Source organism: Bacteroidota bacterium, from assembly GCA_030706745.1.
Classification (GTDB): Bacteria; Bacteroidota; Ignavibacteria; order Palsa-1295; family Palsa-1295; genus PALSA-1295.
Genome location: JAUZNX010000006.1, coordinates 1 through 13382, shown reverse-complemented (window position 1 = coordinate 13382; position 13382 = coordinate 1). Strand labels below are relative to the sequence as shown.

General features: G+C 53.7%; 10 protein-coding genes. 3 read left to right on the top strand and 7 right to left on the bottom strand.

The window, feature by feature from the left end:
• Positions 1–6: 6 nt before the first annotated feature.
• Positions 7–1221 (bottom strand): formate-dependent phosphoribosylglycinamide formyltransferase, encoded by a 1215-nt coding sequence (gene purT / locus Q8902_08430; protein ID MDP4199582.1) that lies wholly within the window; start codon positions 1219–1221, stop codon positions 7–9.
• 261 nt (positions 1222–1482) lie between these two features.
• On the opposite strand from purT, the gene Q8902_08425 reads away from it, so the two are divergent.
• Positions 1483–1959, top strand: coding sequence for a c-type cytochrome (locus tag Q8902_08425; protein MDP4199581.1), 477 nt, complete (start codon positions 1483–1485; stop codon positions 1957–1959).
• An 89-nt stretch (positions 1960–2048) separates the two neighbouring features.
• On the opposite strand, the gene Q8902_08420 is transcribed toward Q8902_08425, so the two are convergent.
• Entirely contained in the window at positions 2049–3488 is a 1440-nt protein-coding gene (locus Q8902_08420) for an NAD(P)(+) transhydrogenase (Re/Si-specific) subunit beta (protein ID MDP4199580.1), read from the bottom strand.
• A gap of 15 nt (positions 3489–3503) precedes the next feature.
• Positions 3504–5117 carry a Re/Si-specific NAD(P)(+) transhydrogenase subunit alpha gene (pntA, locus tag Q8902_08415; protein ID MDP4199579.1) on the bottom strand — a complete coding sequence of 538 codons (1614 nt, stop codon included), beginning with the start codon at positions 5115–5117 and terminating at the stop codon, positions 3504–3506.
• A 222-nt stretch (positions 5118–5339) separates the two neighbouring features.
• Here pntA and Q8902_08410 point away from each other — a divergent pair, with 222 nt between their 5' ends.
• Positions 5340–9836, top strand: coding sequence for a hypothetical protein (locus Q8902_08410; protein ID MDP4199578.1), 4497 nt, complete (start codon positions 5340–5342; stop codon positions 9834–9836).
• Positions 9837–10444: 608 nt separating this feature from the next.
• Here the strand turns inward: Q8902_08410 and Q8902_08405 are convergent.
• On the bottom strand, positions 10445–10789 hold the full coding sequence (locus Q8902_08405; protein ID MDP4199577.1) for a hypothetical protein: 345 nt from the start codon (positions 10787–10789) through the stop codon (positions 10445–10447).
• A 171-nt stretch (positions 10790–10960) separates the two neighbouring features.
• Between Q8902_08405 and Q8902_08400 the strand changes: the two genes are divergently transcribed.
• On the top strand, positions 10961–11521 hold the full coding sequence (locus tag Q8902_08400) for a transposase (protein ID MDP4199576.1): 561 nt from the start codon (positions 10961–10963) through the stop codon (positions 11519–11521).
• Between the two features lie 85 nt (positions 11522–11606).
• On the opposite strand, the gene Q8902_08395 is transcribed toward Q8902_08400, so the two are convergent.
• Genes Q8902_08395 through Q8902_08385 form a run of 3 tightly spaced genes read right to left on the bottom strand, consistent with a single transcriptional unit; the run spans position 11607 to position 13149 of the window.
• A complete protein-coding gene (locus tag Q8902_08395; GenBank protein ID MDP4199575.1) occupies positions 11607–11867 on the bottom strand; it encodes a hypothetical protein in 261 nt (86 codons plus the stop codon).
• Positions 11868–11905: 38 nt separating this feature from the next.
• Positions 11906–12691 carry a DpnI domain-containing protein gene (locus Q8902_08390; protein MDP4199574.1) on the bottom strand — a complete coding sequence of 262 codons (786 nt, stop codon included), beginning with the start codon at positions 12689–12691 and terminating at the stop codon, positions 11906–11908.
• A 5-nt stretch (positions 12692–12696) separates the two neighbouring features.
• The gene (locus Q8902_08385; protein ID MDP4199573.1) at positions 12697–13149 is read right to left on the bottom strand and encodes a Dam family site-specific DNA-(adenine-N6)-methyltransferase; all 453 of its coding nucleotides are present in this window, start codon (positions 13147–13149) and stop codon (positions 12697–12699) included.
• Positions 13150–13382: the final 233 nt, after the last annotated feature.

The following is a 13382-nucleotide window of genomic DNA, read 5'->3' as shown; positions in this document are numbered from 1 at the left end:
AGATATTCAATCATTGATAACGACACGAATTTCCTCAGCCGCAGCCTTCGCAACAGCGCGAACAGCATCGCTGGATGAGCCGATTGTGTCATGCGAGAGAGTAACACCCATCCGTCGATATTTTCGCGTATTCGGTTTGCCAAAGATTCGAACGTCGACGTCTGGCATCGCAAAGGCCAGATCCAAGCCATGATAGCTCGGTTCTTTTTCGGAGGCGTCGGGCGCAAGAATAACCGCGCTCGCACCCACGCGTTCCAGTGTGATGGCCGGAATTGGCAGGCCAAGAATCGCTCGGGCGTGCAGCTCGAATTCGGTCATGTTTTGTGAGCCGCTCATCGTCACCATGCCAGTATCATGAGGTCGGGGTGATAGCTCAGAGAAGTATACTCCATCCTTCTGTGATAAGAAGAACTCAACACCCCAAATCCCCGCGCCAGTGAGTGAAGTTGTGACAAGCCGGGCCATCCGCTGAGCCTCGGCAAGATGCATGGGGCTGATCGCCGCAGGTTGCCAGCTTTCCATGTAATCGCCCCGCTCCTGGCGATGACCGATTGGCGGGCAAAAGAGAGTCTCGCCGTTCTTTTGTGTCACAGTGAGTAAGGTGATCTCGGAATCGAATTGGATAAACTCCTCAACGATAACTTCATTGACGTTTGCGCGTCCCTTGGTCATTGCCACTTCCCAGGCATGATCAATCTCGTCCTCGCTTCGGATGTAGGATTGGCCTTTACCGGATGAGGACATGAGAGGCTTGACCACACAGGGGATGCCGATCTGCGCTACCGCTACGCGAAATGAATCGAGAGAATCTGCATACGCATATCGCGCCGTTTTCAGGCGCAGTTCTTTTGTGGCCAGGTCACGAATTGCCTTCCGGTTCATTGTGTAGTTCGCCGCTCGCGCACTGGGCACGACTTGAATCCCCCCCTTCTCGTAATCGTAAAACCGCTCGGTGCGAATCGCCTCAATTTCTGGAACAACGATGTCCGGGGAGTATTTTGCGACCGCTCGGTCCAGAGCTTTGCCATCGAGCATGTCGAGAACTTCGCGCTCATGCGTCACCTGCATGGCGGGTGCGTTCTCATAAGAATCGACAGCGATCACACGCTGCCCAAGACGCTTCAGCGCGATGGTGAGTTCTTTGCCCAGTTCACCCGAGCCTAGCAACAGGATTGTCTTCTTCATAACAGGACATTTGGTGGCGAGTCTCGCAAACGACAAAATAAAAGGCGGGCCACGCCCGTGCCCGCATTGTCCCGAACAACAAATGGGATAAGCGAATGCCCGAGTCGTAGCTTAGCAGGTCGTATTCGACGGTGTTCGCCACCACAAGCGAAAATGACTGGCGATTCGGGGGCATGTCCAGGCGGAGGGCGGGCATTTACTCAAAGCAACCGGGGTTTTCCTTGGCGGTTGCACTGGCCTCGCATGGTCGCCCACGCATGCCTTTTGCCTACACTAAAACAAATTAGCGATTCACGTATGAAGATTCGATTCGCATTTCTTTTCTTGATTCTTGTCGGGGCATTCGCATTTAGAGCATCTGATGCCCAGGCCCAAGCCGATAGCACAAAGCCAATCCCAAAGGGTAATCCTCTCGCGGAGTTCGAGCATCCAAAGAACCTGAAGATCTTTCCGAAGACCATCGCGCCGAAGGACCTGCAGATGGCGATGCGGACATTCTCCCGCTCGCTTGGCGTGCGATGCGGATTCTGTCATGCTGCGCTGAAGCCGGAATCGGACAGGCCGCCGATGCTCGATTTTGCCAGCGATGCCAAGGACGAAAAGCGTAACGCGCGAAAGATGTACCACATGGTGGAGGACATCAATCGCAAGTATCTTAAGAAGATGGACAAGAGCTTCGAAGAAATTTCATGTGTCTCCTGCCACCATGGTCGGCCGAAGCCAATTGCCAGCGTGGACTCATTGCCAACGCCTCCGCAGCCGAAGAGACAATAACTCTCGTGGGCTAAAGAAAAAACCCCCGCCATCGTTCTAGGCGGGGGTTGATACGAATTTAAGATTGCGATCAGGTCACAAAGAATTGCTTAGGCTTCTGCCTGTAGCATGGCAACGATTGCATCCACGTTCTTCTTCGCGTCGCCAAAGAACATGCGACTGTTCTCTTTGTAGAAGAGGGGATTATCGATACCGGCATATCCACTGGCCATTGACCGCTTCATCACGATGCACGTGCGTGCTTTCCAGACTTCGAGAACCGGCATCCCTGCGATGGGGCTCGTCGGATCCTCGAGCGCGGCAGGGTTGACAATGTCATTCGCTCCAATAACAAGCGCGACATCCGTCGTCGGAAAATCGTGGTTCAGTTCGTCCATCTCAAAGACGATATCATATGGCACATTGGCTTCGGCTAGGAGCACATTCATGTGGCCCGGCAAACGTCCAGCAACCGGATGGATGCCGAAGCGAACATTCACACCTTTGTCACGAAGCCGCTTGACCATATCGGCCAACGCATGTTGGGCCTGCGCAACCGCAACGCCGTAGCCTGGCACAATGATAATGCTTTTCGCACTCGTCAGCATCTCCGTAACCTCGGGCACCTCAACAGGTGTCACCTCGCCTTGTTGCTCGGCCGCTCCTGCCGCTGGCGCTGTGCCGCCTCCTGTGCCGAATCCGCCAAGAATCACGCTGATAAAGGAGCGGTTCATCGCACGGCACATGATGAAGCTCAGGATGGCGCCGGAGCTGCCGACGAGCGCGCCAGTAACGATCAGAAGATCGTTCGAGAGCATGAAGCCTGCCGCCGCTGCTGCCCAACCCGAGTAGCTATTCAGCATCGAAACAACGACGGGCATATCCGCGCCACCAATTGCCATCACAAGATGGACACCGATGAGACATGCGATTCCTGTCATGATCAGGAGCGGAGTAAGGCCGGCATGATCGGCGCCGGAGGCATTCGAAAGGAACTGTGCTCCGAAAATGACAACCGCGATGATCATCGCCAGATTGAGATAATGTCGGGCCGGAAGCATTAGCGGCTTGCCGCTTATCTTGCCATTCAGCTTACCAAAGGCGATCACCGAGCCAGTGAAGGTGATTGCGCCAATGAAGATACCGAGGTAAATCTCGACATAATGGATCGTGAGCTCAGAACCTTCCAGGCCGTGTTGCGGTCCGAGATAGTTGCTGAATCCAACGAGCACGGCCGCCGCGCCAACGAAGCTGTGCAACATTGCGACAAGTTCGGGCATCGAGGTCATCGGAACGCGCGATGCAACCGTTGCACCGATAGTCGCGGCCAGAATCAATATCACGGCGAGTGTGCCAAGGCTGCCTGCCGAAATATCCGGCTGGGTGCCGATAATGACGATGGTCGCGACGAGAGCCAGCAGCATACCGATGATGCCAAACATATTCCCGCGACGAGAAGACTCATGTTGAGAGAGTCCGCCCAGACTGAGAATAAACAGGCCGATTGCCGCGATGTAACTAACGCTTGCGAAGCTTTGTGTAAAGTCCATAGAAGGTGCGGGAGGTTACTTTCTGAACATTTTGAGCATGCGCTGGGTCACCAAGAACCCGCCTGCAATATTGATGGTAGCGAGGAAGATGGCGGCAAAACCAAGTACCATGACGCCCATGGGCATCGTGCCGCCGATCTGGAGAAGTCCGCCGATGATGATGATGCCGCTGATCGCGTTCGTCACGCTCATCAGTGGCGTATGCAGCGCGGGAGTCACATTCCAAATCACTTGCCAGCCAACGAAGATGGCGAGAATGAAAACTGTGAAATGCGACAGGAAAGTGGGTGGCGCACCAAGTGTCAATCCAACGAATGCGATTACAGCGATGGCAATCTTTGGCAGCGGGTTGCTCTTCTTCTTCTCCTTCACAACTGGCTTCGCAGTCGTTGCGGCTTTCGGTGCCACTGGTGGCGCGACCTTGGGTTTCGGAGGCGGCCAAGTAATAGAACCGTCATGCACGACAAGTGCGCCACGGACCACATCGTCCTCCATGTCGATGCGGTACTTCGCCGAACCACCCATATCATCGAGCAGATGATAGAGGTTCATGCCGTAAAGTTGGCTGGCCTGCGGAGCCATGCGGCTTGGAAGATCGGTATAGCCGATGATCGAAACGCCACCGTGCTTTGCGACGGCACCAGGTTGCGTCAACTCGCAATTGCCACCCGCTTCGGCGGCCAGATCGACGATGACGGAGCCTTCCTTCATCGATTCGACCATCGCGCGTGTAATCAGCTTCGGAGCTGGACGGCCCGGAATCAGAGCGGTGGTGACGATGATGTCAACGTCCTTCGCCTGTTTCGCAAAGAGGGCCATTTCGGCTTCGATAAACTCTTTGCTCATCTCCTTCGCATAGCCACCCTCGCCCTCGCCGCTTTCGGCGAGTTTCACCTCGAGGAATTCCGCGCCCATGCTCTGGATTTGCTCCTTCACGGCCGGCCGGACATCGAATGCGCGAACGATGGCACCAAGTGCACGACCCGCACCAATGGCGGCGAGTCCTGCGACTCCCGCGCCGATCACCAGAATCTTCGCAGGTGGAATCTTGCCAGCGGCAGTGATTTGGCCCGTAAAAAATCTGGGGAAGAGATTCGCCGCTTCGATGACACCTCGGTAGCCGGAAATATTGGCCATCGAGGAGAGCGCATCCTCTTTCTGCGCGCGTGAAATGCGTGGGATGATGTCAATCGCGATTGCATTCGCTTTCCGCGCGGCGATCTTCTGCAGCAATTCCGCATTCTGTGCGGGAGCAAGATACGAAATCAGCATCTGACCGGCCGAAAGCTGATCGACCTCATTCGGCTGTGGCGCGCGAACCTTCAGAATGATGTTCGCCTGGGACCACACATCCTGTGCGTTCCTGACGATCTTGCAACCGGCCTGCTCGTACCGAGCGTCGGGAAAATCGGCAGCTTCGCCAGCGCCCGACTCGACGCGGACCTCGAAGCCCAGCTTCTGAAGCTTCTGTGAGGTTTCGGGTGTCGCCGCGACGCGGCGCTCGCCAGGATAGACCTCTTTGGGGATACCAATGATAAGCGCGTGGCTCGCGCCATTCGTATTAATGGGAGTGGTGCTAACACCAACGGTACCCACACCTGCAGTTTGCGGAAGGGAAGTTTCACTCATACGGTCACGTATTCCTGAACATTATGGACAGCGGAGAGACCCGGCTGTTCTTGAAGTCGCGCACAGAACGCACAAGTGGCGAAAAAGATTGGCGGAAAATGACGAAATTGCTGAATGGACCCCGCTCCCTTGAAATGGCAAAATCCTCAGTGTACAGGTGGATACTTTTTGGGACTGAAATATGTCTTATGTCAGCGGAGTATTCCCAAAACTGAGGCGTCCATGAAGTCCACGATCCGCCACTGCCTGATGGTCACGATCGCTGCTTTATGCAGCGTGTCCGGCGTGCGCGCACAAATTCCACGCACGATCAGCTATCAGGGTACGGCAACTTCCTCCGGTGCTGCGATGACAGGTCAGCATCTATTTACCGTCGCGCTTTATGCGTCAGCGAGTGGCGGCACGCCACTCTATCAGGAGTCCCAGCAGGTTGCCGTTACAAATGGCACGTTCGATATTGCTGTCGGCTCGGTCAATCCACTGCCGAGTACGCTCGCATTCGATCGACCATATTATCTTGGTGTCAGCATTGATGGCTCTCCAGAGTTGTCCCGAACGGCGCTTTCGAGCGCGCCATATGCTCTCAGCTCGCACGTTGCCGATCTCGCCAAAGGTCTCACGCCCGGTGCTTCGGGTGTGGTCACAAGCGTGAACGAGGTTTCCGGAGCATTGCATTTGGTTGGCGATAGCACAACCTCGATTTCGATCAATGGCAATGTTCTGACGATTCATGCAAATGTTCTTACCGGATCTGGAATCCAATCAGTCATTAGTCCGGACAAAACCATTACTGTTGCGAACCAGAATGGACCAACCGTTTTGATTGGTGTTGCCGATAGCGCGATCACAACGCCGAAGCTTGCCAACGGTGCCATCACGCCTGCGAAACTAGCGCAAGCTGGTGCCACCCAAGGACAGATTTTCAAATGGGAAGGATCGCGATGGACCATCGTGGATGATTCTGTCGATCTCGGAAGTGCCTCGGGAATTTTGCCTGTGGCGCATGGTGGCACAGGCACCAATATTCTCGCGTCCGGACAGGTGTTGGTTGGCAACGGACAGAGTCCCGTTACTACTGCGATACTGAGTGCCGGCACTGGCATCTCGATCATACCCAATGCCGGTACCATTACGATTTCCAACACTGCCGGCATCACTGGATGGGCATTGACGGGAAACGCTGGCACCAATCCGCCCACTAATTTTCTCGGCACGCTGGACAATAAGCCGTTCGAAATTCACGTTTTCAATACCGACGCACCTGCGAATGGATCGAAACGAGTCATGCGGTACGAACCGAATGGCGTGAGCGCGAATCTCATCGGCGGGTATCAAGGTAATTCTGTCAGCAGTACTGTCGTGGGAGCGACGATTGCGGGTGGTGGTCTTAATGGCTTTACTAATTCTGTTACTGATGATTTTAGTTTTGTCGGCGGCGGCTCGTTGAATCAAGCTGGCAACGGTAACGGCTCAACTGTCGATGCGAGCCACGCGACAGTCGGTGGCGGCGGCGGCAATACCGCTAGCGGGACTTACGCATCGGTCCTGGGTGGGGCCAGTAATATTGCGGGCGGCGTTGCGGCGACTGTTGGCGGTGGCTCGACAAATACCGCCAGTGGAGACTATGCTAGTGTCGCAGGAGGTATCGGCGATTCCGCAGCCGGGAGCATTTCGACCGTCGCGGGCGGTGGAGGTAACCGAATTTCTCCTTCCTCTGATTTCTCTGCCATCGGAGGTGGACTGTACAATCGTACAACTGGCCAGTTCAGCACAATACCGGGCGGAGATTCCCTCACGCTTGGTGCAATGAGTTTGGGCGTCAACGTACCTGGTAATGGTGCTCAGTCTGGTATTCTCGACCTTTCCTCGTCCAATCATCTTGCCTACCTTGGTAATATGGACCTTTGGCTCGGCAACACGGACAATTCGTCGCGAGCAATTCGATTTTTTGCGCCAAGTACGAGTCTGAACTATCCTGCACGTTTTTATTCGAGCTTCGCGGCTAGCTCCCAATCCGCCACGATTAACTACACGCTGCCGACATCGCAGCCTTCCGCGAATCAAGTGCTTTCGGCAACGGCAGTCACTGGCGCTGGTCCGTATGCGGTCACGCTCGGCTGGACGAACGGCGGCGTTGGGACGGACTGGAATCTCACCGGTAACAGCGGCACCACTGCCGGGACCAACTATGTCGGCACGCAGGACAACCAGGCATTCGAGATTCATGTGTATGAAGCAGCCGCCACATCTGATGGACGTGGACGTGTCTTGCGAATAGAACCGATATCTGGAGCGCCCAACATGATCCTTGGCAATCATACCAATGCTGTTTCGGCTGGCACGTATGGTGCAACGATCGCTGGTGGTGGAGGCGTGTATGGCGCAGCATCCTATCGCAATTATGCCGATGGTGCATACAGCACCATCAGCGGAGGTAATAACAACACTGCTGGCGGAGGTAACGGAGAAGCAACAGTCGCGGGTGGTACGTCCAATAATGCGCAAGGCTATGCTTCTGTTGTAAGTGGTGGTCGCTCGAATTGGGCGCAAAATATATACGCCTCCATCGGTGGTGGTAACGGGAATCGGGCCGGAGATTGGTCGGCTGTTCCCGGTGGCGGCTACCTTCAGCTTGGAACTAAGAGCTTTGGCTATAATGCCGATCAACCCACCAGCCCGCTTGTCGATCTCTCTGCTTTTAGCCATATCTCTTTCTTTGGCGATGTCGATCTCTGGATCGGCAACATTGACGGAGCGTCCCGTGCAGTTCGATTCTATGCGCCGAATACCGTTGAGAATTTCTCCGGCTCCAACTATAGTGCGATCAAAGCAGGAAGTCAGACTTCCTCGATCTCATACATCCTTCCAACCTCTCAGCCTTCTGCCAATCAAGTACTCACCGCCTCCTCCATCTCTGGCACCGGACCATATAATGTAGCACTCGGCTGGACATCGCCAACTGCGAACAACTGGTCCCTTTCCGGCAACTCCGGCACGACTGACGGCACCAACTTCCTCGGCACCACTGATAATATTCCTTTCACACTTCGCGTCAATAATCAGCAGGCGCTTCGTGTGCAGCCTTCGAATAACACTGGTGTCGCCAGCGCAATTGGCGGTGCTACCGATAATACAATCGCCTCTGGCGATACAGCCTCCTTCATCGGCTTTGGCCAGCAGAACCGCATTGCTGCGAGCTATGCCACCATACTTGGTGGTGCCGCGGATACCATCACTACTGCCGGGGATTTCAGTGGCATCATCGCAAGCTACGGCAGCAAAGTCTCCAATGAGGTCAGCGTTATCGCCGGTGGCGAGTTGAACCTTATCGCCGCTGACAACTCATTTATCGGCGGCGGTTACAGCGATACCATAACGTCGAGTGCCTTCGGCGGTGTTGCTGCCGGAGGAAATCATAATATCGTTCGCGGCGATGATGGTGCTGTCATTGGTGGTGTCAATAATACGGCATACCTCAATTCCTTCATCGGTGGAGGCATCGCAGGTCTTGCCGGCGGCACGCTCCATACTGGTGCTGCTGTCATCGGCGGATGGGATGATACCTCCTATGCAGATAACTCTGTCATTCTCGGTGGCCAGTATGGCTATATCGATGTCAACTCCAGCAATGCAGCGATCATCACTGGAGTCAACAATTATGTTGCCGCGCAAAACTCGACGATCGCCGGCGGCGGATACTTGCGACTTACCGGCAGCCGATCGTTCGGATTCCATGCTGGCTCGTCCTCCACCGATAGCGCCTTCGTCAGCTCGAGCAACACCGCCTTCTTCGGCAATGTCAACCTTTGGCTTGGCAATACCAATAATACGCCGAGCCAACTCCGGTGGTACTCTCCGCAAAATGGCGGCGTTGGATTCCCGGCGGCTTCCACGCACTACACCAGCATTGCTGCCGGCTCGCAGTCGAATGACATCAGCTATACGCTGCCAACTGCCGCGCCTGTGGCAAGTGGCAATCTGCTGCTTGCCAGTTCGGCCTTGCCCAGCGCGATGGCATGGTCAACCAATCTCGTCTGGGATAATGCCAACTCGCGTCTCGGCATTAACACCAATGCTCCGGCGCATCCGCTGCACAGCGTCTACGCGGGCACCACTGACGAAATCGCAGCAGCCTACGGCCTGGCCTCGGCTTCGACATCCAATCAAGCCATTGGCGTATGGGGCCGAGCCTCGAATAACTCGAGCTCCAACACCGGCACGATTGGCGTGCTCGCTACCGGTAATGGCAACGCCATCGCCGGCAATACCAACGTGGCATTGCAGGTGAACGATGGCGAACTGGCCGTGGGCCGCACCACCGAATCACCCAGCGTCGGCACCGATGTGGAGCCTGCCACCGGCGGCACAGCATACACTCAGCAGGGACCCAGCGGAATCATCGAGTTCTCGCTTGGTCCTTCCGGCGATCTCCACACCGCCGCGCCGACGGCCAGCCAAGTCCAGGATTTGGGCGCAGTCACGATCAATAACCGCTACTGCCAGACTGGCTCGATCGTGCTCACGAACGTCGTCGCCATGATCGATGATGGCGCTGCTCCTAACCCGCAGGATGCGGCCTTCATCGTCAACGCCGATAACGTCGCGGGCGGCTCGTTCAAGATTCGCATCAAGATGCTGCCCACCGTGACCAGCGCCTCGAATTATTCCAGCAACGATAAGCTCCGCGTTGGATACATGATCGTCAATAAGTCGAGGTAAACTCCCCCTCCTATGAGCGAAGCGAAAAGGAGGGGGCTGGGGGGTGGTTAGCTGGACTATCCATCTCTTCTCGCATTCCGCCAGTCCCAAGTAGTGCATTGCCTTAAGGCAAGTGCCTATCAGCAAGTGCAGACCAGTTCACCGAATCGGAATCTGAAGAGAACCCCCCTATTAATATAACATCAAAGTGACATCAATCCATCGCACACTCTCCATAAAAGATTGACATTACAGGACTTACAGGGAGAATGCCAAACCATTTTTGTCATTCCTAATTCCTCATTCCTCATTCGCGAAGCGAAGCGGCCCCCTTCCACCCAATATAACAAGGATCGACCCTCCTGATGTTGCAGCGACATCAAATATTTATATACTTAGGCACAAATAAAAAACAATTCATATTTCATACTTCATCTTTCATGCTTTTAGTGGAGCAGACCCCTTCCATCTAATACAACGTTGTTCGACCCTCCCGGCATCGCAGGTTTTGAGATTCATTAGCAAGAATTCATCTTGACGGCCTTCCCAGCGCCAACGGGGAAGCACCACATCAGTCCCGTTAGGGACGAAATATGTGCCTGCCCGCCGGGGCGGGTAGCCCTCGAAAATTAGATAAAAGTCAGCTGATCGGAAATACTTTCCGGGCAGTAGAATCGATTGTTGCCATCCCACACAAGCAGCACATTCCTATCCTTGAGTAGATAGTCGGACATCCAGGCCATCTTACCTGGAAGAGGGGATTCGAGAACGAGTACCAATTTAGCATCGGGCACATTCTGAATGTACCGATACTCGTAGAGTTGCGAAAGACCGCGACGCGCCTGATGATGCACTTTTGTCTCGGTCGTTGACTTCATTTCAAAAAGATAGTTTTGGTCTCCTATCTTCGCAGAGAGATCTACATACCGGTTCATGCGTGGCACGGCACCATGTTTGCGAATCTTCTCTGCCATCAGATTGACAAGATCACGATGCACCGAGTTTGCCCGCTCCCTTGAAGCCTGATCGACAAAATACTGAATCGCTTCCTCACTCTTCCTTACTCGACGTGCCTGAGGCTGACGACCAAGAATAAAATTGCACCCGTGTGCGCGGAAGCGCTGCTTCCGCGTTATTTTTGCACCATGCGTGAGACCAAACCTTATTACCACGGAGCACTACCACATTACCTCCCCAATGACCGGCCATACTTCCTGACGTTTCGACTTGCCAGTTCAGAACCGAAGGACCATGAACACCTCGCGTTGCTTCTTCTGAAGCGACAATTCCTCGAATACGACCGCGTGCTGGACACCATGACTCACGGCCCTCACTGGTTGAAGGATGAGCGGATCGCAGCCATTGTCAAGGAAGCAATTCATCACCGCGACAAGAGGCAGTACGAACTTCACGCGTATACAATCATGTCGAACCATGTCCATATGGTAATCACGCTCACAGGTGATTTGACACTAGATCGGGTACTTCAACAATTGAAGTCTTTCACGGCGGTCGCGTGTAATAAGGTGCTTGGTCGTCAAGGCGACTTCTGGTTGCACGAAGGGTATGACCATGTAATTCGCAGAGGCCGTTTCGGAAAAGTGATATGGTATATCTTGAATAATCCTCTCAAGGCCGGACTCTGCAAGCGATGGCAAGACTATCCTCACACTTATCTCAGCCCTGACCTCAAGGGCTTCGACTGAGAGATGACGGAAGCAGCGCTTCCGTCCACACAATCAGGATTCCTTCTCTTCCCGCTCGTATGGAAGCACCGTTTCCGCACCCCGTTTAGAATGTCTCAAGATCGAGACCAAGCCTTTCAGCGATTTCCTCTGCCCCACTTAACAAGAGCCATTTTGCCAGCGGCAGCCCATCTGTGCCGCCATTGAAGACCTCTTCAAACTTGCGGGGAACACCACGTTCATTGACACAATATAGAGGCCCGATTGGCTCACCATCAGCATCTTCATCTTCGTCTTTCCAAAACAGAGAAACTGGTTTGAATTCTTGGGCTTGGACAGCTTTTAGTTCAATTGCGATACTAGCCATGGTGTGATTGTGAGGTATTGGTTCAAGATCACTGTTCGTTACTTCATTTTCTCATATAAGCCGTCCCCTAAGAAGCGAATCAGCCCTTGATCACGCAGCACCTGAAGTTGCTGACGTACCTTATCACGAACGTGTCGATTCTCAGGATGTCGGCGAGATAGCAGCCCTTCAAAAGAATAGACATCCGCCAATCTAAAACGCGCCGATTTGATTCGCTCAATACATTCCAGCGTGTCAATCAGCCATGACCTCCTTTCGATTGATTTTCGCGAAGATAAGAAATCAGTCCTCTCCCATTGTTTGAGCACATCAGGCCTATGCAACAATTTCCCATCCTGAATCATGGAGATCTTTCCTACATCGGGCACTTGGTCGATCTTGATAATCGAACCAATCCATCCCGCACGACGTGCCGACGCGGATAAGGGCGGTCGGTCGCGAATTATTCTTGGGACGAAAAAGAATTTTGGTATTACAACCAGACTCAGAATTCGGAGGTCACTGGCCCGATATGATAACAAGAATAGACTCGGATTGGTATTGCTGCTTAGCCGTTCAACCTTCTTAGCATAGGCTCCATCCGCAACAGAGGAGCCAAAAACACCAGCTTTGCTCTTTAGCTCGTATTGTTCGTTGCATCCTGGGCAAAACAAGTCGGCCAATGGAGAGCCGTTCGGAAATCTTCTTAGCTCAGACCCGCAAGCGGGGCAATACACATTCTCTTCAACCCACGGTTCAGTTAGGACTCGCGCTCGTTGAGAATTACTCTTGTAGTTCGTGGCAAGGGCGCTTTGAAGAGAAAGAATTGGTGCTGCTCGTTCCATACCCTCTAATTCAGTAGGCAACTGAACGGCGTATTGAATTGACCGTAACGATTGACACGATACAATCCGTTAAAGCACGTCTTATTCAAGTAGATCATTCGTGCCGCTCGTTCGGGGCCGGAGAGCACCCTTGGGTTCTGAGCGCGTACGCGGTAGAACTCCTCGGATGAGACACGATACTTTGAAAGCAACGCGATGAGTTCTTCAGGATTATCCCTAACCGCCTCATAACAGGCGATTAGCTCTGCATTCTCGTCGCCGATTATTCCTTGCTCTGGCTGGATGGAAAAAAAGAGAGCGCCGCCTCCCACGAATGGCTCAACGTACTTTCGAAATTCCTTCGGGACGTACTTCGACAGAACGGGCAAAAGGCTATTCTTGCCGCCAGCCCACTTAAGGAAGGGCTTCGCGCTGCGCTTCTTCGGGGTAACCTCAAATTCTAATTGTGCTAATGCCATTGGTCATAGGTAAGGACACATGTCTACTCGACATGGTGCCCATCAACCTATACGTAATATAATACAAAATCCCAAGGCTACAAAATACTTCGTCCCTTGTATACTGCTCACATTCTGTAGCAGCCTTTGTTACGGTATATAAACCGCAACAGACGGAGTGTAGCAGAAGCGTGGTGAACTTCACCGTTCCTTAGCGGCGATACTGTTAGATGCATTATCGACCCTGTTCCGGA